This window comes from Robbsia betulipollinis, from assembly GCF_026624755.1.
Lineage (GTDB): Bacteria > Pseudomonadota > Gammaproteobacteria > Burkholderiales > Burkholderiaceae > Robbsia > Robbsia betulipollinis.
Genome location: NZ_JAPMXC010000001.1, coordinates 2,602,028 through 2,620,738, shown reverse-complemented (window position 1 = coordinate 2,620,738; position 18,711 = coordinate 2,602,028). Strand labels below are relative to the sequence as shown.

Here is an 18,711-nt window from a genome sequence, read left to right as displayed (position 1 = left end):
CGCGGTCATGCTGTATACCCGCAGCGATACCGCTGCGTTCTCGCCGTACGCGGCGCGTCAGGCCGCGCGCGCCGCGCCTTCGTGGGCGGCGGTGCTGTCGCCAATCGCGTTGCCGGCCAGATCGGTCGATGCGCCGTGACGCTGACGATAATCGGCGATCGCGGCCTTGATCGCATCTTCGGCGAGGATCGAGCAATGGATCTTCACCGGCGGCAGCGCGAGCTCCTCGGCGATCTGCGAATTCTTGATCGATGCCGCTTCGTCGAGCGTCTTGCCCTTCACCCATTCGGTGATCAGCGAACTCGACGCGATCGCCGAGCCGCAGCCATAGGTCTTGAACTTCGCGTCCTCGATGATGCCGTCCGCGCCCACGCGGATCTGCAGCTTCATGACGTCGCCGCACGCCGGCGCGCCGACCATGCCGGTACCCACGCTGTCGTCGCCCTTGTCGAAGGAGCCGACGTTGCGGGGGTTTTCATAATGATCGAGTACTTTTTCGCTGTATGCCATAGTGCTTCTCCAGAATCAGTGAGCGGCCCACTGGATCGAATTGATGTCGATCCCGTCCTTGTACATTTCCCACAGGGGCGAGAGGTCGCGAAGCTTGGAAATCTTGCTCTTCATCAACTCGATGACGTAATCCACCTCGGCCTCGGTGGTGAAGCGGCCGATGGTGAAGCGGATCGAGCTGTGCGCGAGTTCGTCGTTGCGGCCCAGGGCGCGCAGTACGTACGACGGCTCGAGCGACGCCGACGTGCAGGCAGATCCGGACGACACGGCCACGTCCTTCACGGCCATGATCATCGACTCGCCTTCGACGAAATTGAAACTGATGTTCAGATTGTGCGCGACCCGGTGCGTCAGGTCGCCATTCACGTAAATTTCTTCCATACCCTTCAGGCCCGTCAGCAGCCGGTCCCGCAGCGCGCGGATCCGCTCGTTCTCGGCGGCCATCTCCACGCGCGCCAGGCGGAACGCCTCGCCCATGCCGACGATCTGATGCGGCGCCAGCGTGCCCGAACGCATACCGCGTTCGTGCCCTCCCCCATGCATTTCCGCCTGGATGCGCACACGCGGCTTGCGGCGCACGAAGAGCGCGCCGATACCCTTCGGCCCATAGGTCTTGTGGGCGGAGAACGACATCAGGTCCACTTTCAGCGTGGCGAGGTCGATCACGACCTTGCCCGTTGCCTGTGCGGCGTCCACGTGGAAGATGATGCCCTTCTCGCGCAACAGCTCGCCGATGCCGGCGATGTCCTGGATCACGCCGATCTCGTTGTTGACGTACATCACCGACACCAGGATCGTGTCGGGGCGCAGCGCCGCCTTCAGGACCTCGATATCGAGCAGGCCATCGTCACGCACGTCCAGATAGGTCGCTTCGAAGCCTTCGCGCTCAAGCTCGCGCACCGTGTCGAGCACCGCCTTGTGTTCGGTCTTGACGGTGATGATGTGTTTGCCCTTGCTCGCGTAAAAGTGTGCGGCACCCTTGATCGCGAGGTTGTTCGACTCGGTCGCGCCGGACGTCCAGATGATCTCGCGCGGATCCGCGTTCACCAGCGCCGCCACTTCCCCGCGCGCTTCCTCGACCGCGCGCTCGGCGTCCCACCCGTACGGGTGGCTGCGCGACGCGGGGTTGCCGAACTGCTCGCGCAGAAACGGAATCATCTTGTCGACCACGCGCGGATCGACGGGCGTCGTCGCGCTGTAATCCATGTAAATCGGCAAATGGGGACTATCGTTATTCATTATGTGCTCCGTAAGCGTGCTGCCAAACGTACTGCTTCTTTAACCCCGGCCGGGTCCGGCGAAACGCTCAGGACCGGGCCAGATTGAATACTGAATTCGGTCCCCGGGGCGTCACCCGCGCCGGCGGTTCGATCACGGGCGCCGCCTGCCGGCGATCGCGCACGACCGCCGTGGCATGCGGCTGGCCGCCCTGCTGATCGACGAGGTCCTGAAGAGAAACGGAATCCAGGTACTCGACCATTTTGCGGTTCAGCGTCGACCAGAGTTCGTGGGTCATGCAGTGCCCGTCGAGCTTCTTCGCACCCTCGCATTCGCCCTTGCCGCCGCACTGGGTGGCATCGATCGGCTCGTCGACGGCGATGATGATGTCGGCGACCGTCACGGCGTCCGCGGCGCGCGCCAGATTGTACCCGCCGCCGGGGCCGCGCACGCTCTCGACGATCTCGTGCCGCCGGAGTTTGCCGAACAGCTGCTCCAGATACGACAGGGAAATATGCTGCCGCTGGCTGATGCCGGCGAGGGTCACCGGACCCTGATTCTGGCGCAGCGCCAGATCGATCATCGCGGTGACGGCAAAACGACCTTTCGTGGTGAGTCTCATCAGGGAGCCTCAATCAGATGGTGGAGAATTCTCGACAAGTTTAGTCAAGTATAAATCTCCTAGTGAATTAGTCAAGTATTACCCCGCTCCGCCACGATGGGTATCGGATACGGAGCGGAAAGGCGATGCAAGAAAGACGCAAGCGTCGTAATACTTGTAAAGTGGCGGGCATGCGCTGTCCGCAGACCCTCACTCAGGCTGAACCGCCCATCATGACGACCCGAATGCGCCCTGTGACCACCCTGCTCCGGAGCGGCGTCCCCGCTCTGCGACGCACCCTCGCACGCCTCGCGACGGCTGGCGCCTGTCTCGCGCTCGCCGCCTGCGTCGTCCCGCCGTATGGCGGGTATGCCGGCTATTCCGGACAGCCGGCCTATATCGAGACAGGGCCGGCATATTACGCACCCGCGCCGTATTACGGCGCCGTCGAGGGCGGTGCGGCGTATTACTACGACGCAGGTCCCCGCTGGCGCGGCCCGCCGCCCGACCATGGCGAGGGCCCGCGCTTCGGGCCGCGCGGTGGCGCTCAGGACGGCCGCGGTCAACCCGGCCCCGGACGGGATGGCGAACCGGGTCGTACCCAGCAAGGGGGCCCGGGACAGGCGGCACAGGGAAGCCAGCCGGCGCGTTCCGGGCTCGCCACCGGTGCCCGGCCCGGCGATGGCGGTGTGCGCTCGGGAGGGGGTGAAGGACGCTGGAATGGCGGCTCGGGCGGCCACGCCGCGCCAGGCCGGGCTGCACCAACGGGCGGCGCCCGGGGGGCCGGCGAAGGCGGCTAGCGGATTCGATGCGCTTTCGTCGGTCCGCGCATCACGCCGCACATGGGAGGCCTCACGCTGGAAAGCGCAGAAATCGGCCGGGTCGTCAGGCTGCAGCCCCGCTGCCCGCTGCCCGCTTCCGGCGATTTACCGTGCCGATTGCTGGGCAGCGGCGAGCTGCTCGTTGCGCTGCGTGAGGAACGTCAGCAATCCGGCCACGCCCGACTGCTGCACCTGCGCGGCGAACTGCTGCCGATAGGCCTGAATCAGCCAGGCGCCCAGCACGTTGACATCGTAGATCTTCCAGCCCTCGGGCGTCTTTTCGAGCCGGTAATCGACGGGATAGGCGCGGCCCTGACTCATGACCTCGGTATGCACCACGACGTCGGATTGATCCGGCGTGGCGCGCAGCGGCTTGACCCGGACGGTCTGGTCGCCCACCTTGGCCGTCGCGCCGGCATAGGTATGAATCAGCAACATCTCGAACTGCTTGACCAGCTGATCCTGCTGCGCAGGCGTCGCCTGATTCCAGAAACGCCCCAGCGCAAGCCGCGTGGTGCGGCGAAAGTCCGTGTGCGGCAGCAGTTTCTCGTTCACCAATTGCGTGATCCGCGCCATATCGCCCGCTTTCACCTGCGGATCGGCCCGGACGGTCTGCAGGATGTCGGCGGCGAGCGTGCCGATCATCACGTCCGGCGCGCTTTCGTCGATGGCCGCTGCGCTGACCGGCGCCGCGATCGACCCTGTGGCCAGCATCGGCAGCCCATACAACGACGACGCCAGCAGCGTCGCCGCGCAAAGACGCTGCAAAGACCCTTTCGTACACCGCAACGCCACCATCAGCCATTCCTCGCTTTCGATTCCCGCCGGGTTGAGACACGCTCGACCATGCGCCGGCAAGCCCGCTGCCGGCCCCGAGACTCTATCATGCCCGCCTCATTTGCCGGACAACGGCCGCGCGGCGAAGGCGCCCGATGCATCCCACCCGCGGGTGAGACGAAAAAACCGCGTCCAGAGCAATATCGCGGCCGTGCTCAACCCCGCCAGCAAACCGATCCACATGCCCGGCGCGCCGTCGCCACGATGGATCGACAGCCAGATCCCTACCGGCATCCCCACCCCCCAGTAGGCGAACAGGGTCAGGAACATCGGGATGCGGGTGTCTTTCAGACCGCGCAGCGCGCCATTGCCGGCGACCTGCAGGCCGTCCGAGATCTGAAACAGTCCGGCAAGTTGCAATAGCAGCGTCGCGCCCGCGACGATCGCCGTCGAATCCGTATAAAGCGAAACGATCGCACCCGGCAGGAGCAGCATCACACTTCCCGACACGAGCTGCAGGCCGAGTGCGAGCCCCATGCCGACGCAGGCTGCACGCCGCACCCCGGCCGCGTCGCGCCGTCCGCGCGCGTCCGCCACCCGGACCGTGATCGCCATCGACAATCCCAGCGGCACCATGAAGGCGATCGTGATCACGTTCATCGCGATCTGATGCATGGCGACCGCCCGGTCGCCCAGCCGGCCGATCACCAGCGCGGTGGCGATGAACAATCCCACCTCCATCAGCAGCGTCATGCCCATCGGTATGCCCACGCGCAGCAACTCGGCGATGCGGGGCCACGACGGCGCATAGCCCGGCCGCTCCTGTCCCAAACCGCGATAGCGGGGATGGAACGCGACGTAGCACAGAAAGCCCAGCGCCTGGATCCAGAGCACCAGCGCCGTGGCGATGCCGCTGCCGAGCACACCCAGTGCGGGAAAGCCGAAACGGCCGTACATCAGCGACCAGGCGACCGGCGCGAGCAGCAGCGGCCCGAGAAGACCGAACCAGAACGAGGGGCGCGCGATCGACAGCCCTTCGGAGAGCCCCCGGCAGCTCAGCAACACCGCCAGCGCGGGGGCACCCAGCGCGATGGCGCGCAGGAAGCGCGAGCCGTCTTCGACCAATTCGGGCGCCACGCCCATGGTCGCCAGCATGTACGGGCCGCCGATCGCCACGACCAGTCCCATCCCCACGCCGATGCCGGCGGCCAGCCACAGCGCCTGCCGGAATAGCACCCAGATCTCGCGGCGCTGCCCCGCGCCGTTGAGCTGCGCCACGGCGGTGGGAACCGACAACAGCACGCCCTGGATCGTCGCCAGCGCCAGCGACCAGATGCTCGCGCCCATCGCGACCGATGCCAGCACGTGGACGCCAAGATGCCCGGCGAGCAGCACATCGATCAGGCTCATCCCGGTGGCTGACAGCTGGGCGGCAATGATGGGTACCGCCAGACGCAGCAGCAGGCGCGCTTCGAGACGGATGGAGGGCGGGAATGGCGGAAACGGGATGAAGGGCATTCAGGGGCTTGAAGACGCGGAGCAGGCCGTCATTATACCGGCCAAGCAGTGGCACCAAGCCGCAATCTGTCATTGCGGGTCGTCCAGAGGCGGGAATTCTCACGACGCATTTTCGAGATACATATTTTTTTCGGCACAGCCGATGTCAGCTTCGAAACGTCCCTCTGATAATTCGGAACGACAGCGATGCCATTCAGGAATTTTTCATTACCTTCGTAAAAATTCGCGATTTTTATTCCAGGTTCAGTACCCGGAAATGACGCTCTTTCGTATCGACTGAGTTGACTTTCACCGCGAACTTGCCAAAGAGTCCAAGAACATCCCAGGATTCAATGGGTTGCGCGGCTTGACCATTTTCCTGGTATTCATCCAGCACAAATTCAAGATTGAGGGAATCGATCTGGGGCGGCCAGTCCTGTTCGGTCACGCGCTTTACCTGTCGAATCTCATGACAGCCTACCGCCAGGAGTATGCAGGCATCATGGCGCATTTTTGGACGCTATCGATTGAAGAACAGTTTTATCTGATCATCGCTCCCGTGTTGCTATTCGCCACTGCGCGGCATCATATTGCGATTTACGCAGTTGGATTGCTGATGGCCATTGCAAAACAATATGGTTTCGCGATCGCGGGACAGGATGCAATCTTCATCCCTACTTTCTCGATCAACAATTTCGGCGTGATGTTGTGGGCAGCTTGGCCGTCCTGGCCGGTTATTCGTTCCGAACATCGGAGATGGCGGAAAACTCGCGACGGCACTGCATCTCAGCGGCAATTCTTTTATCACAAGATTTATAGGACTGCTTATTTATTTTTTCGTGTCAGTTATCGTTTCCCACCTTTCGTGGCGCTTCATCGAGCAACCAGTTTTGCGACTCAGGAATCGATCTGGCAGCCACAATGAAGGCAGGCGACACCGGCACGATAAAGAGATTTGGTGTCGCCATGATTCGACCAGCGCTGCGGGAACCAAATCACGGCGAACCAGCGGACTGCGGATCTTTATTTTCGCAAAAATAAATGAAGCCGGCTTGCTTCGAACGGAATTCTTGGTGCCGAGGACCGGACTTGAACCGGTAAGCCCGAAGGCGGCGGATTTTCGTCACACTACGTCTTTCGACGCCGCGCCAAGCGGGGGGTCGGCTAGCCGGAAAATGTCCCGGCTCCCTTCTCGTTCCGCCAATGGCCCGTTCGTGCGCTGGACTATGCCTTCACCCTACACGCCGCCGATGCTGCGCGGGCGGTGCGCTTAGGTGCCCTCCGTCTAGTCTCTACACCTTCCGCCCCGAAGCGAATCCGGCGCGGCTTGGCTCGGCGTTGCCTCGACCGCGCGGGTCAGGGGGTTCACCGAATTTGAAGGGTTCTACTCCACCCGTTTCCAGGCGGGCACTCAATGACTCAAGTCCGCTATGTTTACCAATTTCATCACCCCGGCAGGGGAGCAGGCGATTCTATCACCGTCGGCCGGTTCACTCCACTGATCTCGGCGCGACGCGGTACGCCAAGCCCGCTTATACTATCGCGGTAAAGGCCACGTTCGCCCTTATATTTGCCGTCGCGGTGCGCGCTGCCACGTCGTCTGCCTGCCACGGGCCGACACCGGCGACGACGTCCCCGCCGGCACGCCGCCCGATTGCTGCACCATTCCTGCCCCGATGCCCTCTCCCGCTTCCCCGTCCGCCGGTTCGCGCGGCACGCTGCTGTTGCTGGCCACGATCGCCGGCCTCTCCGTTGCCAACATCTACTACATCCAGCCGCTGCTCGATGTACTGCGGGCGGCGTTCCCGCACGACGCACGCTGGGTGGCGATCGTGCCGGCCGCGACCCAGCTGGGTTACGCCACCGGGATGTTCTTCGTCGCCCCGCTGGGCGACCGGATTGCCCGGCGCACCATCATTCTCTGGTTGATCGCCGGGCTCACGCTGACGCTGGCGGCAATGGCGTGGTCGCCTTCCCTGCTGTGGGTTGCGGCACTATCGGTACCGGTTGGCGTGCTGTCGACCATCGCCCAGCAGGCAGTGCCGTTCGCCGCCGAGATTTCCGCGCCCGAGAATCGGGGGCAGGCGGTGGGCACGGTGATGAGCGGCCTGCTGCTCGGCATCCTGCTGGCCCGTACGGCAGCAGGCATCATCGCCGAGCATGCCGGATGGCGGGCGGTCTACATCGTGGCCGCGCTCACCATGCTGGCATTATGGTTCCTGGTGGCCGCGCGCCTGCCGCACCGCAAGCCGGCCGACGCGCCCCGCTACCCCGCGCTGCTGGCGTCGATGTGGGTCCTGTTCCGCACCGAGCCGGTACTGCGCGATACGTCGATCACCGGTGCGGCGATGTTCGCCGCCTTCAGTGCGTTCTGGTCGCTGCTGGCGCTGCTGCTTGCGGGTGCGCCGTTTCATATGGGCGCACAGAGCGCCGGGCTGTTCGGGCTGGCCGGGGCGGCAGGCGCCCTGATCGCGCCGTTCGCCGGCAAATCCGCCGACCGGCGCGGACCGCGGCGCATCATTTCGATCGCGATCGCCGTGACGGCGTCGTCCTTCGTGATTTTCGCCTGCTCGGGGCATAGCCTGCTGGGGCTGGGCATCGGTGTCGTCGTGCTCGACGCGGGCGTGCAGGCCGCGCAGATCTCGAATCAATCCCGCATCTACGCGCTGCGTCCCGAGGCGCGCAGTCGCCTGAACACCGTCTATTTCGTCTGCTCTTTCCTCGGCGGCGCGCTGGGGTCGGCGCTTGCCGCGCTCGCCTGGGCGCACGCAGGCTGGCTCGGCGTCTGCGCGGTGGGTCTGGCCTGCACCGCGATCGCCGGTACCAATCACGCGCGCGGCGGCGCCTCGCTCACGCCCGCCATACGGTAACGCCTACCCAAACCATGAAACTTTTTGCCGACCTGCCGGCCGATGACGGCCTCCCCGGACGGGAACGACGCCTGGCGATGGCCGCCGTCATGCTGGGTACGACGATGGCCGTGCTCGACGGTTCGATCGTCAATGTCGCGCTACCGACGATCGCACACGCGCTGCACGTGGACGCGCCGGCGGCGATCTGGGTCGCGAACGCCTATTTGCTCGCCACCGCGATGCTGCTGGTGAGCTTCGCATCGCTTGCCGACATCGTGGGCTTTCGGCGTCTCTACGCGACGGGCCTGCTGGTGTTCACGCTGGCGTCGCTGGGCTGTGCGCTGTCGGGGTCCCTGGACATGCTCGTGGCGATGCGGCTGCTACAGGGAATCGGCGGCGCGGCGATGTTCAGCATCGGCCCGGCGATCTACCGGATGGTGTTTCCGACCCGGCTGCTGGGCAGCGCGCTGGGTATCAATGCGCTGACCGTGGCAGCCTCGACGGCGGCGGGTCCGGCGATCGGCGGTGCGATGCTGGCGGTGCTGGGCTGGCAATGGCTGTTCGCGATCAACGTACCGCTGGGCATCGTCGCGATCGCACTGGCGCTGCGCGCGATCCCGCAGCGGGAAAACCAGGGACGCTCCCCGGCGGGGCATGCAGCGGAACCGGTGGCGGCGCATGCCGCGGACCTGCCGCGGCGATCCGCGCGGTTCGATCTGGCGGGTGCCGTCCTGTCGGCGACGGCGATGGGCATGCTGATCATGGCGGCGGACGCGTGCGCGCAACTGACACTCCCGGGCAACCATTCGCGGGCCGGATGGTACGGCGTGATCGCGGTCGCCGCGACGTTCCTGTTCATCTGGCGTCAGCGACACGCCGCACGCCCCTTGCTGCCGCTCGACATCTTCGCGTCCGGACGCTTTTCGATGGCCGCGCTGACATCCTTCTGCTCGTTCGTCGGGCAAGGCATTACCTTCATCGCGCTGCCGTTTCTGTTCCAGGGCGCGCTCGGCTATTCGGCCCTGGAATCCGCGCTGCTGTTCACGCCCTGGCCGCTGGCAATCGTGCTGGCCGCACCCTATGCCGGCCGTCTCGCGGACCGCCACTCACCAGCGGTGCTGTCGAGCATCGGGCTCGCCGTACTGACCCTGGGCGTCGCCTTGCTGGCGGCCCTGCCGACGCACGCAACGGCGCTGGACATCTGCTGGCGCGGCTTCGTCTGCGGCCTGGGGTTCGGCTTTTTCCAGAGCCCGAACAACCGCGAGATGCTCGGCAATGTCGTGCGCGCGCGCAGCGGCGCCGCCTCGGGAATATTGGGGATCGCGCGCACGTTCGGGCAGTCCCTGGGCGCGGCAGTGGTGGCGCTGGTTCTCGCCGCCTATGCGTATCGCATGGATACCGCGGGAACCGGTCCGGCATCGGTTGCGTTGCAGGACGCAGCCGCCATGCACGGCGCGCTCTGGATCGCGGCTGCGATGACGTTGCTGGCGACGCTGTTGAGCGTGTCGAGGATCCCGCGCAAGGTCGCGGCTGCCGTCTGATTGGCGGGAGGGCGTCATCCGGGGGCGTCATGGTTCGCCCCAGGCCCGCTTTAGTCGATCAGGCGGTTCTTGATGGCGTAGTACGTCAGATCGGCATTGTTGTTCATGCCCATCTTTTCCAGCACGCGTGCCCGGTAGGTACTGACCGTTTTTACGGAAAGATGCAGTTCCTCGGCGATCTCGGTCGGCAGACGCCCCGAGGATAATTTACAGAACACCTGGAATTCCCGCTCTGAAAGCAACTCGTGCGCAAGCTGGTCGGCCGGCTGCGAAAGCTTGTGCGCGAGCGCATCCGCGGTGGACTCGGAAAGATAGCGGTGACCCCGCGCAACGGTACGGATCGCCCGCAGAATCTCGTTCGGCGGCACGTCCTTGGCGACATATCCATCGGCGCCGGCACGCAAAAGACTGATCGCATACTGACTTTCGGGATAACCCGAGAGCATCAGCACGGCCTGGTTCGGGCGAATCTGCTTGATGATGCGGAGCGTGTCGATGCCGTTCTTGTCCGGCATCGCGATATCCAGCAAGACGACATGGAAAGCCATTTCGCGCACTTTCGCAATGGTTGCGTCGCCTGTCGCCGTTTCCGCGGCCACGCGCATGTCCGCTTCTTCGGAAACGATCTGTGCGAGACCACTACGTACGATCGCATGGTCGTCCGCAATCAAGATCTCGATCATGGGCGCTGTCCAAATGGAAAGCGCCATTCTACCAACTCGCCCGATGCAGCGGCGTGAAAGCGCGCAAGCGCGCCGGCGGCCCCGCTATCTCACGATAGCCGGGCCGCGGGCGCGCTCGCATGGGTAGGCATCACAACAGGAAATGCTCCTCCTGTCGCGAATCCAGCCTATGGTATGGACCGTGTGGCTTAGTTCTTCGCGCCGTCGTCGTGATCGAGGAAATCGGCCATGTCGTCGGCGTGCTCCTCTTCCTGTTCAAGAATTGTCTCGAAAATGCGACGGCTGGTGGAGTCGCGGTCTCCCAGGTACTGGATGATTTCGCGATAGCTGTCGATCGCAATACGCTCGGCAATCAGATTTTCGCGAATCATGTCGTTCAGGGTGTTGCCTTCGACATACTGCGAGTGGCTGCGGCTGAGGAGGCCGTCCGGCGAGAAATTCGGCTCGCCGCCCAGCTGCACGATACGCTCGGCCAGCATGTCCGCGTGCCGCTGTTCGTCACCGGCGTGCTCGAGAAATTCTGCGGCGACCGGTTCGGCGTGGATGCCCTTCGCCATGAAGTAATGGCGCTTGTAGCGCAGGGTGCAAACAATCTCGGTCGCAAGCGATTCGTTCAACAGCTTGAGTACGGTCTCGCGGTTCGCACCATACGAATCGGTGACGGCGCCGTCCTTGATGTGCTGGCGGGCCCGCTCGCGGATGGCGGCGAGATCGATCGAGAATTCATCGTTCGAGGGCTGGGCTTGTTGCAAGGCGTTTGCCATAACTGCTCCTGGTATCGGGTCGGTGGGAGGCGACGCCTGCCGCCGATGGCGGACCGGGCGTCGCATGCCGTAGCGCTACGCAAGGTCTGCGCCAGCTCCCGGCACAAACCCGCTTGCTGGCGCCCGCGGCGGGTTGCGGCGTCTAGTCGACGACTTTCTTCGTGACGAAAAAGCCCAGCAGCAGGAACACCACGAACAGCACGAGAAACAGGATGAACAGGAATTTGGCGATGCCGGCGGCACCCGCAGCGATTCCGGTAAAGCCGAAGACGGCGGCGATCAAGGAAATGACCGCGAAAATCAAAGCCCATTTCAACATGGCACAACTCCTTTTTTTCAGTTGCGCCCATCGTAGCGACATGCGCGCACCCCACGCATCCGTCTCCATCCTGTTTTGCTGTGGGAATCCACCGACAGAAGAGGCGCTGGCGTAGGGTTCGCGTCGGCGCGTGCTCGAGACGAACCGGCCTTTACAGGACAATATTCACGACCGGCACGAGCGCGCTTTGGCAGGCGGGAAAGCGGCGTGCTGTGGTATCCATGCCGACAATGTGATTCGCGCGGGGGACGCGCTATCGCACGCCATGCCGCCGGGTGTAAAGTGGAACCGCATGTCGGACGGCGCTGACATGGGAATCCGTTTTCCGCCGACAGTCGCCATTGCGGCGACCTTCTAGGATACGGCCATGCATCGATACCGCTTTGCGGTATCGGGCAACCATGCCAACGATCAGCGCCGATAAGCTGCGAATGGCCCAACAACACAAGAGGAAAGTCACTATGAACCGCATCATCGCTCTGCTTCTGATCGCCGGAACCGCCGCTCTGGCCGGTTGCAACACGATGTCCGGCGCAGGCCAGGACATTTCGAAGGGCGGTCAAGCCCTGTCGAACACGGCGGAAGAGCACAAGTAACTCGCGGTCCGTAATCCGTACGCGCCGCACTGGCGCCAGCGGAAGCCGGACTCACGCATTCCCGATTGCGGGAATGCGTAAAAAAGGGCGTCGCGCTTTCGCGTGACGCCCTTTGTCTTTGGCGATCGCCAGTTGCTCTAACCTTGCAGACTCATCCACGAAGCGGCCGGCCGTGCCTGCTGGCGGTCGAGTTGACGAATGCGGAACTCGAGGTCGTGCAGGTCAGTGGCTTGCGACAGATAGTTCGCCTGGCGCGCTTCGCGACGCGCGTCGGCGCTAGTCGACAGGAAAACACTCAGCGAACGGAACATTTTCATTGCGGCTTTCATGACCAACACTCCACGGAATCTATTTAAGGGTTAACCCTATTGTAGGGTAATCCCTAGTCCCTGTCCATGCGAATGCGGCCTTGCCCCCGATCCACGCCGGGGTGTATCGTTTACGCTTCAAAGCGCGGGGGTCCTGCAACGTGTCGTTGTGGGTGAGAAATACCCTTTGAACCTGATCTGGGTAATGCCAGCGAAGGAAGCGCATCGGGATCGGACCCTCTCCAGGCGCTCGCATTCCGTCCGCGTTCAAGTCTCCCCTGCGCTCCCCACCCGGAGACGTCATGAACGCCAAGCCCGAATTCCTCTCGTCCGACGCGCGCGTCGACGCCGCAGCGATCCAGCCGCTGCCGCAGTCGCACAAAGCCTACATCACCGGTTCGCGACCCGACCTGCGCGTACCGATGCGCTTGATCCACCAGAGCGACACGCCCGCGAGCTTCGGCGCCGAGCCGAATCCGCCCGTCTTCGTCTACGACACCTCCGGCCCCTACTCCGACCCCGGCGCCACGATCGACATCCGCTCCGGCCTGGCGCCGATGCGTGCCGGCTGGATCGAGGAACGTGGCGACACCGAGGCGCTGGGCGGACCGTCGAGCGAATTCGGCCGCGCCCGCGCCGCGGACGAACGCACCGCCGCGCTGCGTTTCCCGGGGCTGCAGCGCACTCCGCGGCGCGCACGCGCGGGCGCGAACGTGACGCAGATGCACTACGCGCGTCAGGGCATCATCACGCCGGAAATGGAATACGTCGCGCTGCGCGAGAATCAGCAACGCGACGCCTACCTCGACAGCCTGCGCCGCAGCGGGCCCCAGGGAGACAAGCTGGCGGCTCTGCTCGGGCGCCAGCATCCGGGCCAGTCTTTCGGCGCGAGCACGCCCGGCAGCATCACGCCGGCGTTCGTTCGCGACGAAATCGCCCGCGGCCGGGCGATCATTCCGAACAATATCAATCACCCGGAAAGCGAGCCGATGATCATCGGCCGCAATTTCCTGGTGAAGATCAACGCCAACATCGGCAACTCGGCGGTATCGTCCTCGATCGGCGAGGAGGTCGACAAGATGACCTGGGCGATCCGCTGGGGCGCGGACAATGTGATGGATCTGTCCACCGGCAAGCATATCCACGAGACGCGCGAATGGATCATTCGCAACAGTCCCGTGCCGATCGGCACCGTGCCGATCTACCAGGCGCTGGAAAAGGTCAACGGCAAAGCCGAGGACCTCACCTGGGAAATTTTCCGCGACACTCTGATCGAACAGGCCGAACAGGGCGTCGACTATTTCACGATCCACGCCGGCGTTTTGTTGCGCTATGTCCCCATGACCGCGTCGCGGATGACCGGGATCGTGTCGCGCGGCGGCTCGATCATGGCGAAATGGTGTCTCGCGCATCATCGCGAAAGCTTTCTGTACGAGCATTTCGAGGATATCTGCGACATCATGAAGGCCTACGACGTCAGCTTTTCGCTGGGCGACGGTCTGCGTCCCGGTTCCATCTACGATGCCAACGACGAGGCGCAACTCGCGGAGTTGCGCACGCTCGGCGAGCTGACGCAGGTGGCCTGGCGCCACGACGTGCAAACGATGATCGAGGGCCCGGGGCATGTGCCGATGCAGTTGATCAAGGAAAACATGGACCTGCAGCTGACGTCGTGCGCCGAGGCGCCGTTCTATACGCTCGGACCGCTGACGACGGATATCGCGCCCGGTTACGACCACATCACCTCGGGCATCGGCGCGGCGATGATCGGCTGGTTCGGCACCGCCATGCTGTGCTACGTGACGCCGAAGGAACACCTGGGACTGCCCGACAAGGACGACGTGAAGACCGGCATCATCACGTACAAGCTCGCCGCCCACGCCGCCGATCTTGCGAAGGGACATCCGGGCGCGCAGATTCGCGACAACGCCCTGTCGAAAGCGCGCTTCGAGTTCCGCTGGGACGACCAGTTCAACCTCGGCCTCGACCCCGACAAGGCGCGCGAATTTCACGATGAGACGCTGCCCAAGGATTCGGCGAAGGTCGCGCACTTCTGCTCGATGTGCGGCCCGCATTTCTGTTCGATGAAGATCACGCAGGATGTGCGTGCCTATGCCGCCGAACAGGGTCTGTCGGAAAAGGAAGCATTGCACCGGGGCATGGAGGTGAAGTCGATCGAGTTCGTCAGAAACGGTGCCGAACTCTATCGCGCGCAGTGAGCGCGACGCGCGGGAGAGGCTGGCGCCACCGCGCACCGGGGTAAGGCATGTAAGGTTGACCCCGGGGGCGGCAAGAATTGCGCACGGGGGCGGCAGCGCCTGCCGAAAAGCATGGAAAGAACCGTGAAGCGCGCGGTTGCCGAGCCTGCATGGCGCGCTATTTGCTTTTTGTGTCCTGCACGAGTCGCCCTGCCTGGGGCGACAACCAATAAAAAGATAGGAGCAGCAAATGAAATCGATCAAGCATCTGGGCGCCCTGGCCGTCGTCGTGACCCTGGTGACGGGCCTCGCGGGCTGCGAAGGCATGACGACCCGTCAGCGCGACACCGCGCTGGGTGCGACGGCGGGCGGCGTGGCCGGCGCGGCCCTGGGCGGTGGCGCGCTCGGTACGCTCGGCGGCGCGGCGGCGGGCGGACTGATCGGCAACCAGGTCGGCAAGTAAGCCGGTACGCAGGCGCACAGGCGAGCAGCCTGGCCGGCGAACAAGCCGGCACGGCCGCCCCGCCGGCGCGCTGCGGCATGCACGGCGGGCGATGGCGGGCCCACGCGGGCCGTCGACCTGCCCGTCTGCGCAACCCGGCGGCCGACGCTGCCGCGGCACGGTATAATCCCGCCAGCCCGCGGCAGCCTTCTTCATCGCAGCCTCTTCATCGCGGCCCCGCCTTGCCGCCATTTCACGTCTCTCCCGCCGCCCCGCCATGTCCGTTCCGACCATCCCAGACCACGAGATCGAGATCAGCGCGATCCGCGCGCAGGGCGCCGGCGGCCAGAACGTCAACAAGGTGTCGAGCGCGATCCACCTGCAATTCGACATCCTCGCATCCTCGCTGCCCGCGGCGCTGAAGGAACGACTGCTCGCGATCAGCGACCACCGCATCACGCGCGGCGGCGTGGTCGTCATCAAGGCCCAGGTGCATCGCAGCCAGGAACAGAATCGCATCGACGCGCTCGAACGCCTGTACGAACTGGTCGCGCGCGCCAACGACGTCCCCCGGGCACGCAAGGCCACCCGCCCGACCCGGGCGTCCGGACGCCGACGGCTCGATGGCAAGACGCGGCGCGGCGCGATCAAGGCCCTGCGCACACGCGTCACCGAGTGAGTCCGGCGGCGTCAGGCTACCGGGCCACGGCCGACGACGTCCGCGCACGCCGCGCCGCCGCGTTTCCGTCGGCCTTCCGGTTTGTCTCCCCCCACGTTAGACTGGCGGCTCATCGCTACCGGCCGCCATGCGTTACTCGATCGAATTAAGGAAGTTCCTTTACAGTCAGCATCTCTTCAGCGGCTTGCGGATCTCGCTGGGCATCGTCCTGCCCGCCGTGGTGTTGCTGCTCGGCTTCGACGACCGGGAGCTGGGGTTCACCCTGGCAAGCGGCGCGATCGCGGCCAGCGTGGTCGACCTGCCGGGGCCGCTGAAGTACAAGCACAACGAGATGCTCGCGTGCTCCTTCCTCGGCTTCCTGTCGGCGCTGGCGACCGGCATCGCGACCTCCAGCGGCTTCGCGCTCTGGCTCACGGTCGTGCCGCTGACCTTCCTGCTGTCGATGATCGTCATGTTCGGCGCGAAGGGGCCGCAGATCAGCTTCGCGACGCTGTACATGATGATCACCAACCTCGAGCAGCACTTCACGCCCGTGGAGGCGCTGGTCAATGCGCTCTGGCTGCTGGGAGGCAGCCTCTGGTACACCTACTGGAGCTATCTGATCAGCCGCTGGCAGATCGAACGCATCGAACGGCAGGTGATCGCCGATGCGATCTTTTCCACCGCCGACTATCTGCGCGCGCGGGCGCGCTTCTACGATCCGGACACGGCGCTTGCGGACGACTACGAAGATCTCGTGAAGAAGCAGATCGCCGCCGTCGAGCAACAGGACGCGGCGCGCGACATCGTGTTGCGTACCCTGCCCCGCCTCAAGCGCAGTGACGGCGACCCGCGGCGCACACGGCTCTTCAACCTGTTCATCAATTCGGTCGACCTGCACGATACGGCCGTGAGTTCGCATACCGATTACGTGCTGCTGCGCAATACGTTCCGCGACGCGGACCTGCTCGTCTTCTTCCACGACCTGCTCGAAAAATTCGCCAACGAACTGGAAACGGTCGGCCTGGCGATCCTGCAGGATCGCGCATCGGTACAGCACGTGCGCCACAAGGCGGAACTGCGGGCGATCGAATTCGAGATCGACCGGATGCGTCGCAAGGATTTCCCCGCCCGGGATTCGGAAGCCTACGCGTCGACGGTCGCCACCTTCCGGCGCATGTGGACCGTGTCGCGTCTGACCGAGCGGATGCACCGCAACACGCGCGCGGCCACCGAGGGCAAGCTCGAAACCGAGATGCGCGTGGATCAGGCGCTGCACGGTTTCCTGAAAAGCCGGCGCATCAGCCTCTCGCAACTGCTGTCGAACCTGACCATGTCGTCGCCACCGTTCCGGCATGCGCTGCGGGTCACGATCGCGGTGGCCGCCGGCCTGGGCATCGGCAAACTGCTGCCGATCACCAACAGCTACTGGATCGTGCTGACCACGGTGATCATCCTCAAGCCTGGATTCTCCCTGACGCGGGAGCGCAATACGCAGCGCATCGTCGGCACGGTGATCGGCTGCGCGGCCAGCCTGGCCTTCCTGTTCGTGGTCAAGAGCACGCCGGTCATCCTCGGCGTGGTGTTCGCGTGCATGTTCATGGCGTATTCGCTGCTCTTGATCAACTACGCGGCGGCGGTGGTGTTCATTTCCGCCTATGTGCTTCTGCTGTATCACCTGCTGGCCCCGGTGGGCATGCGGCTGATCGGCGAACGCGCGCTGGATACGGTGATCGGTTCGTCGATCGCGGTGGCCATCAGTTATCTGTTCGCCAACTGGGAATACCGTCTGATGGGTCCGCTCGTCAAGGCGAGCATCGCATCGATGCGGGAATACGTGGATGCGATCCGCGCGGCGCGTCCGCGGGCGGGTGCCGTGCCCGCGTCGGCGGCCCCCGGTGGCGTCTCCCCCGGCGTGGCCGCTGGTCTGGACGCGGATTATCGATACCGGCTCGCGCGCAAGACGGTGCACGTCAGCTACGCCAATCTCGGGCAGGCTTTTCGGCGGATGATGCGCGAACCGAAATCGAAGCAGTATTACGTCGCGGAACTGAACGATCTGCTGGTGCAAAGTCATGCGCTCGCGTCGCAGATCACCGCCGCGGCACCCATGATCGCGGCGGTCGGCTCGCCCGAGCCGCCAGCGCTGCGGATCGCGCTGGACGCGGTGCGGCGCAATCTGGCGGAGGCCGAGGCGGCCGCATCGCGTGCCGCGGCCCCCACGCTGCCCGGTGTGCCCGCCGTCGGCGACACGCCGGACGCCCTGCGTGCGATGGGCAAGGCGCTCGACGACATGGCGGTGGCGGTCGAGAAAACGCAAGGCGTTCCCGCCGACGCCACGCACGAGATCAAGCTGCTGGTCTATCAGTGCAAGCAAATGCTGCGCTCGTCGCAGTTGATCCGCAAGGATGCGAGCGCGATCCATCTGCTGCTCGAGCATGATGACGCCCAGGCTGGCGCCGACACCGGCGTCGCGGCCACGGCGGCGGCCGCCGCAGCCGGGATCGCGGCCCGGGCCGAGGCCGACGGCGCCGCCGCGCGCGCGGCCGACGGCGCGACTGCATTTGCGGACGACAGGGCGGACGACGGCGCGGGCACCAGCGCGGGCACCGGCGCGACCGGTGACGCCGCCGCAATCAAGCCCGAAATCGAGGCGGAACCGGACGCATCGAGACCGACCGCCTCGGCGCGAGACGCAGTGGAATCCGGCGCGTCAGGGCCGGACGGAAGAAGCGGATAAGGGCGCCGCCGGAACCACGTCCGGGTGCGTGCGCTCCCAGGCGCGCGCCTGCGCCTCCTGCTCCGCCTGATAGGCGGCCTTGCCCGACAATGCCTTGTACAGCAAGGTGCCGAAGACGAAAAGCACCGCGACGACGACGATGAACATCACGGGCCGCGTCGGATCCCGCGGACGGGGCATTTTCCT

19 protein-coding genes, 1 pseudogene and 1 riboswitch are annotated in these 18,711 nt (G+C 64.8%); of the genes and pseudogenes, 9 read left to right on the top strand and 11 right to left on the bottom strand.

All coding sequences use genetic code 11. From position 1 onward, the window contains the following. Nucleotides 1-57 precede the first annotated feature (57 nt). From iscU to iscR, 3 genes are all read right to left on the bottom strand, one after another. Nucleotides 58-510 (bottom strand): Fe-S cluster assembly scaffold IscU, encoded by a 453-nt coding sequence (iscU, locus tag OVY01_RS11500; RefSeq protein ID WP_267847557.1) that lies wholly within the window; start codon nt 508-510, stop codon nt 58-60. A gap of 15 nt (nt 511-525) precedes the next feature. Further along, nucleotides 526-1,749: an IscS subfamily cysteine desulfurase gene (locus OVY01_RS11495; RefSeq protein WP_267847556.1), complete on the bottom strand. Its 1,224-nt coding sequence runs from the start codon at nt 1,747-1,749 to the stop codon at nt 526-528. Nucleotides 1,750-1,816: 67 nt separating this feature from the next. Beyond that, the gene (iscR, locus tag OVY01_RS11490; protein WP_267847555.1) at nt 1,817-2,350 is read right to left on the bottom strand and encodes a Fe-S cluster assembly transcriptional regulator IscR; all 534 of its coding nucleotides are present in this window, start codon (nt 2,348-2,350) and stop codon (nt 1,817-1,819) included. A gap of 212 nt (nt 2,351-2,562) precedes the next feature. Between iscR and OVY01_RS11485 the strand changes: the two genes are divergently transcribed. Then, nucleotides 2,563-3,129, top strand: a complete 567-nt coding sequence (locus OVY01_RS11485) for a hypothetical protein (RefSeq protein ID WP_267847554.1) — start codon at nt 2,563-2,565, stop codon at nt 3,127-3,129. Between the two features lie 126 nt (nt 3,130-3,255). Here OVY01_RS11485 and OVY01_RS11480 read toward each other — a convergent pair whose 3' ends face one another. The 3 genes from OVY01_RS11480 to OVY01_RS11470 all read right to left on the bottom strand — a co-directional run bounded on the left by OVY01_RS11480 (nt 3,256) and on the right by OVY01_RS11470 (nt 5,872). After that, the gene (locus OVY01_RS11480; protein ID WP_267847759.1) at nt 3,256-3,864 is read right to left on the bottom strand and encodes an MlaC/ttg2D family ABC transporter substrate-binding protein; all 609 of its coding nucleotides are present in this window, start codon (nt 3,862-3,864) and stop codon (nt 3,256-3,258) included. Between the two features lie 180 nt (nt 3,865-4,044). Beyond that, complete coding sequence (locus OVY01_RS11475) at nt 4,045-5,445, bottom strand: MATE family efflux transporter (protein WP_267847553.1); 1,401 nt, start codon at nt 5,443-5,445, stop codon at nt 4,045-4,047. A 232-nt stretch (nt 5,446-5,677) separates the two neighbouring features. Continuing rightward, on the bottom strand, nt 5,678-5,872 hold the full coding sequence (locus OVY01_RS11470) for a hypothetical protein (RefSeq protein WP_267847552.1): 195 nt from the start codon (nt 5,870-5,872) through the stop codon (nt 5,678-5,680). 21 nt (nt 5,873-5,893) lie between these two features. Between OVY01_RS11470 and OVY01_RS11465 the strand changes: the two genes are divergently transcribed. From OVY01_RS11465 to OVY01_RS11455, 3 genes are all read left to right on the top strand, one after another. After that, nucleotides 5,894-6,349, top strand: a complete 456-nt coding sequence (locus OVY01_RS11465; RefSeq protein WP_267847551.1) for an acyltransferase family protein — start codon at nt 5,894-5,896, stop codon at nt 6,347-6,349. Between the two features lie 751 nt (nt 6,350-7,100). Next, nucleotides 7,101-8,294: an MFS transporter gene (locus tag OVY01_RS11460; RefSeq protein WP_267847550.1), complete on the top strand. Its 1,194-nt coding sequence runs from the start codon at nt 7,101-7,103 to the stop codon at nt 8,292-8,294. Nucleotides 8,295-8,308: 14 nt separating this feature from the next. Continuing rightward, complete coding sequence (locus tag OVY01_RS11455; protein WP_267847549.1) at nt 8,309-9,817, top strand: MFS transporter; 1,509 nt, start codon at nt 8,309-8,311, stop codon at nt 9,815-9,817. Nucleotides 9,818-9,867: 50 nt separating this feature from the next. Here the strand turns inward: OVY01_RS11455 and OVY01_RS11450 are convergent, their stop codons facing one another. From OVY01_RS11450 to OVY01_RS11440, 3 genes are all read right to left on the bottom strand, one after another. Then, nucleotides 9,868-10,500: a response regulator gene (locus OVY01_RS11450; RefSeq protein WP_267847548.1), complete on the bottom strand. Its 633-nt coding sequence runs from the start codon at nt 10,498-10,500 to the stop codon at nt 9,868-9,870. A gap of 188 nt (nt 10,501-10,688) precedes the next feature. Further along, entirely contained in the window at nt 10,689-11,264 is a 576-nt protein-coding gene (locus OVY01_RS11445; RefSeq protein WP_267847758.1) for a ferritin-like domain-containing protein, read from the bottom strand. Nucleotides 11,265-11,406: 142 nt separating this feature from the next. Then, nucleotides 11,407-11,583 (bottom strand): DUF1328 family protein, encoded by a 177-nt coding sequence (locus OVY01_RS11440; protein ID WP_267847547.1) that lies wholly within the window; start codon nt 11,581-11,583, stop codon nt 11,407-11,409. Nucleotides 11,584-12,044: 461 nt separating this feature from the next. Here OVY01_RS11440 and OVY01_RS11435 point away from each other — a divergent pair, with 461 nt between their 5' ends. Then, on the top strand, nt 12,045-12,179 hold the full coding sequence (locus OVY01_RS11435) for an entericidin A/B family lipoprotein (protein WP_267847546.1): 135 nt from the start codon (nt 12,045-12,047) through the stop codon (nt 12,177-12,179). 137 nt (nt 12,180-12,316) lie between these two features. On the opposite strand, the gene OVY01_RS11430 is transcribed toward OVY01_RS11435, so the two are convergent. Continuing rightward, complete coding sequence (locus OVY01_RS11430) at nt 12,317-12,508, bottom strand: DUF3563 family protein (RefSeq protein ID WP_267847545.1); 192 nt, start codon at nt 12,506-12,508, stop codon at nt 12,317-12,319. Nucleotides 12,509-12,624: 116 nt separating this feature from the next. Continuing rightward, a riboswitch (TPP riboswitch) is annotated at nt 12,625-12,724 on the top strand. Nucleotides 12,725-12,789: 65 nt separating this feature from the next. Between OVY01_RS11430 and thiC the strand changes: the two genes are divergently transcribed. The 4 genes and pseudogenes from thiC to OVY01_RS11410 all read left to right on the top strand — a co-directional run. Then, complete coding sequence (gene thiC, locus OVY01_RS11425; protein ID WP_267847544.1) at nt 12,790-14,706, top strand: phosphomethylpyrimidine synthase ThiC; 1,917 nt, start codon at nt 12,790-12,792, stop codon at nt 14,704-14,706. 229 nt (nt 14,707-14,935) lie between these two features. Then, complete coding sequence (locus OVY01_RS11420; protein ID WP_267847543.1) at nt 14,936-15,148, top strand: YMGG-like glycine zipper-containing protein; 213 nt, start codon at nt 14,936-14,938, stop codon at nt 15,146-15,148. Between the two features lie 256 nt (nt 15,149-15,404). Then, entirely contained in the window at nt 15,405-15,806 is a 402-nt protein-coding gene (arfB, locus tag OVY01_RS11415; RefSeq protein ID WP_267847542.1) for an alternative ribosome rescue aminoacyl-tRNA hydrolase ArfB, read from the top strand. 127 nt (nt 15,807-15,933) lie between these two features. Next, nucleotides 15,934-18,213: pseudogene (locus OVY01_RS11410) on the top strand (FUSC family protein); the annotation flags it as partial. A gap of 285 nt (nt 18,214-18,498) precedes the next feature. Here OVY01_RS11410 and OVY01_RS11405 read toward each other — a convergent pair. After that, a complete protein-coding gene (locus tag OVY01_RS11405; protein WP_267847540.1) occupies nt 18,499-18,705 on the bottom strand; it encodes a hypothetical protein in 207 nt (68 codons plus the stop codon). Nucleotides 18,706-18,711: the final 6 nt, after the last annotated feature.

Bases quoted from the DNA above. Each gene is read 5' to 3' on its own strand.
- iscU (WP_267847557.1), bottom strand. From the start codon at position 510: ATGGCATACAGCGAAAAAGTACTCGATCATTATGAAAACCCCCGCAAC.
- OVY01_RS11485 (WP_267847554.1), top strand. From the start codon at position 2,563: ATGACGACCCGAATGCGCCCTGTGACCACCCTGCTCCGGAGCGGCGTC.
- arfB (WP_267847542.1), top strand. From the start codon at position 15,405: ATGTCCGTTCCGACCATCCCAGACCACGAGATCGAGATCAGCGCGATC.
- OVY01_RS11495 (WP_267847556.1), bottom strand. From the start codon at position 1,749: ATGAATAACGATAGTCCCCATTTGCCGATTTACATGGATTACAGCGCG.
- OVY01_RS11460 (WP_267847550.1), top strand. From the start codon at position 7,101: ATGCCCTCTCCCGCTTCCCCGTCCGCCGGTTCGCGCGGCACGCTGCTG.
- OVY01_RS11430 (WP_267847545.1), bottom strand. From the start codon at position 12,508: ATGAAAGCCGCAATGAAAATGTTCCGTTCGCTGAGTGTTTTCCTGTCG.
- OVY01_RS11435 (WP_267847546.1), top strand. From the start codon at position 12,045: ATGAACCGCATCATCGCTCTGCTTCTGATCGCCGGAACCGCCGCTCTG.
- iscR (WP_267847555.1), bottom strand. From the start codon at position 2,350: ATGAGACTCACCACGAAAGGTCGTTTTGCCGTCACCGCGATGATCGAT.
- thiC (WP_267847544.1), top strand. From the start codon at position 12,790: ATGAACGCCAAGCCCGAATTCCTCTCGTCCGACGCGCGCGTCGACGCC.
- OVY01_RS11420 (WP_267847543.1), top strand. From the start codon at position 14,936: ATGAAATCGATCAAGCATCTGGGCGCCCTGGCCGTCGTCGTGACCCTG.
- OVY01_RS11475 (WP_267847553.1), bottom strand. From the start codon at position 5,445: ATGCCCTTCATCCCGTTTCCGCCATTCCCGCCCTCCATCCGTCTCGAA.
- OVY01_RS11440 (WP_267847547.1), bottom strand. From the start codon at position 11,583: ATGTTGAAATGGGCTTTGATTTTCGCGGTCATTTCCTTGATCGCCGCC.
- OVY01_RS11450 (WP_267847548.1), bottom strand. From the start codon at position 10,500: ATGATCGAGATCTTGATTGCGGACGACCATGCGATCGTACGTAGTGGT.
- OVY01_RS11480 (WP_267847759.1), bottom strand. From the start codon at position 3,864: ATGCTGGCCACAGGGTCGATCGCGGCGCCGGTCAGCGCAGCGGCCATC.
- OVY01_RS11455 (WP_267847549.1), top strand. From the start codon at position 8,309: ATGAAACTTTTTGCCGACCTGCCGGCCGATGACGGCCTCCCCGGACGG.
- OVY01_RS11445 (WP_267847758.1), bottom strand. From the start codon at position 11,264: ATGGCAAACGCCTTGCAACAAGCCCAGCCCTCGAACGATGAATTCTCG.
- OVY01_RS11465 (WP_267847551.1), top strand. From the start codon at position 5,894: ATGACAGCCTACCGCCAGGAGTATGCAGGCATCATGGCGCATTTTTGG.
- OVY01_RS11405 (WP_267847540.1), bottom strand. From the start codon at position 18,705: ATGCCCCGTCCGCGGGATCCGACGCGGCCCGTGATGTTCATCGTCGTC.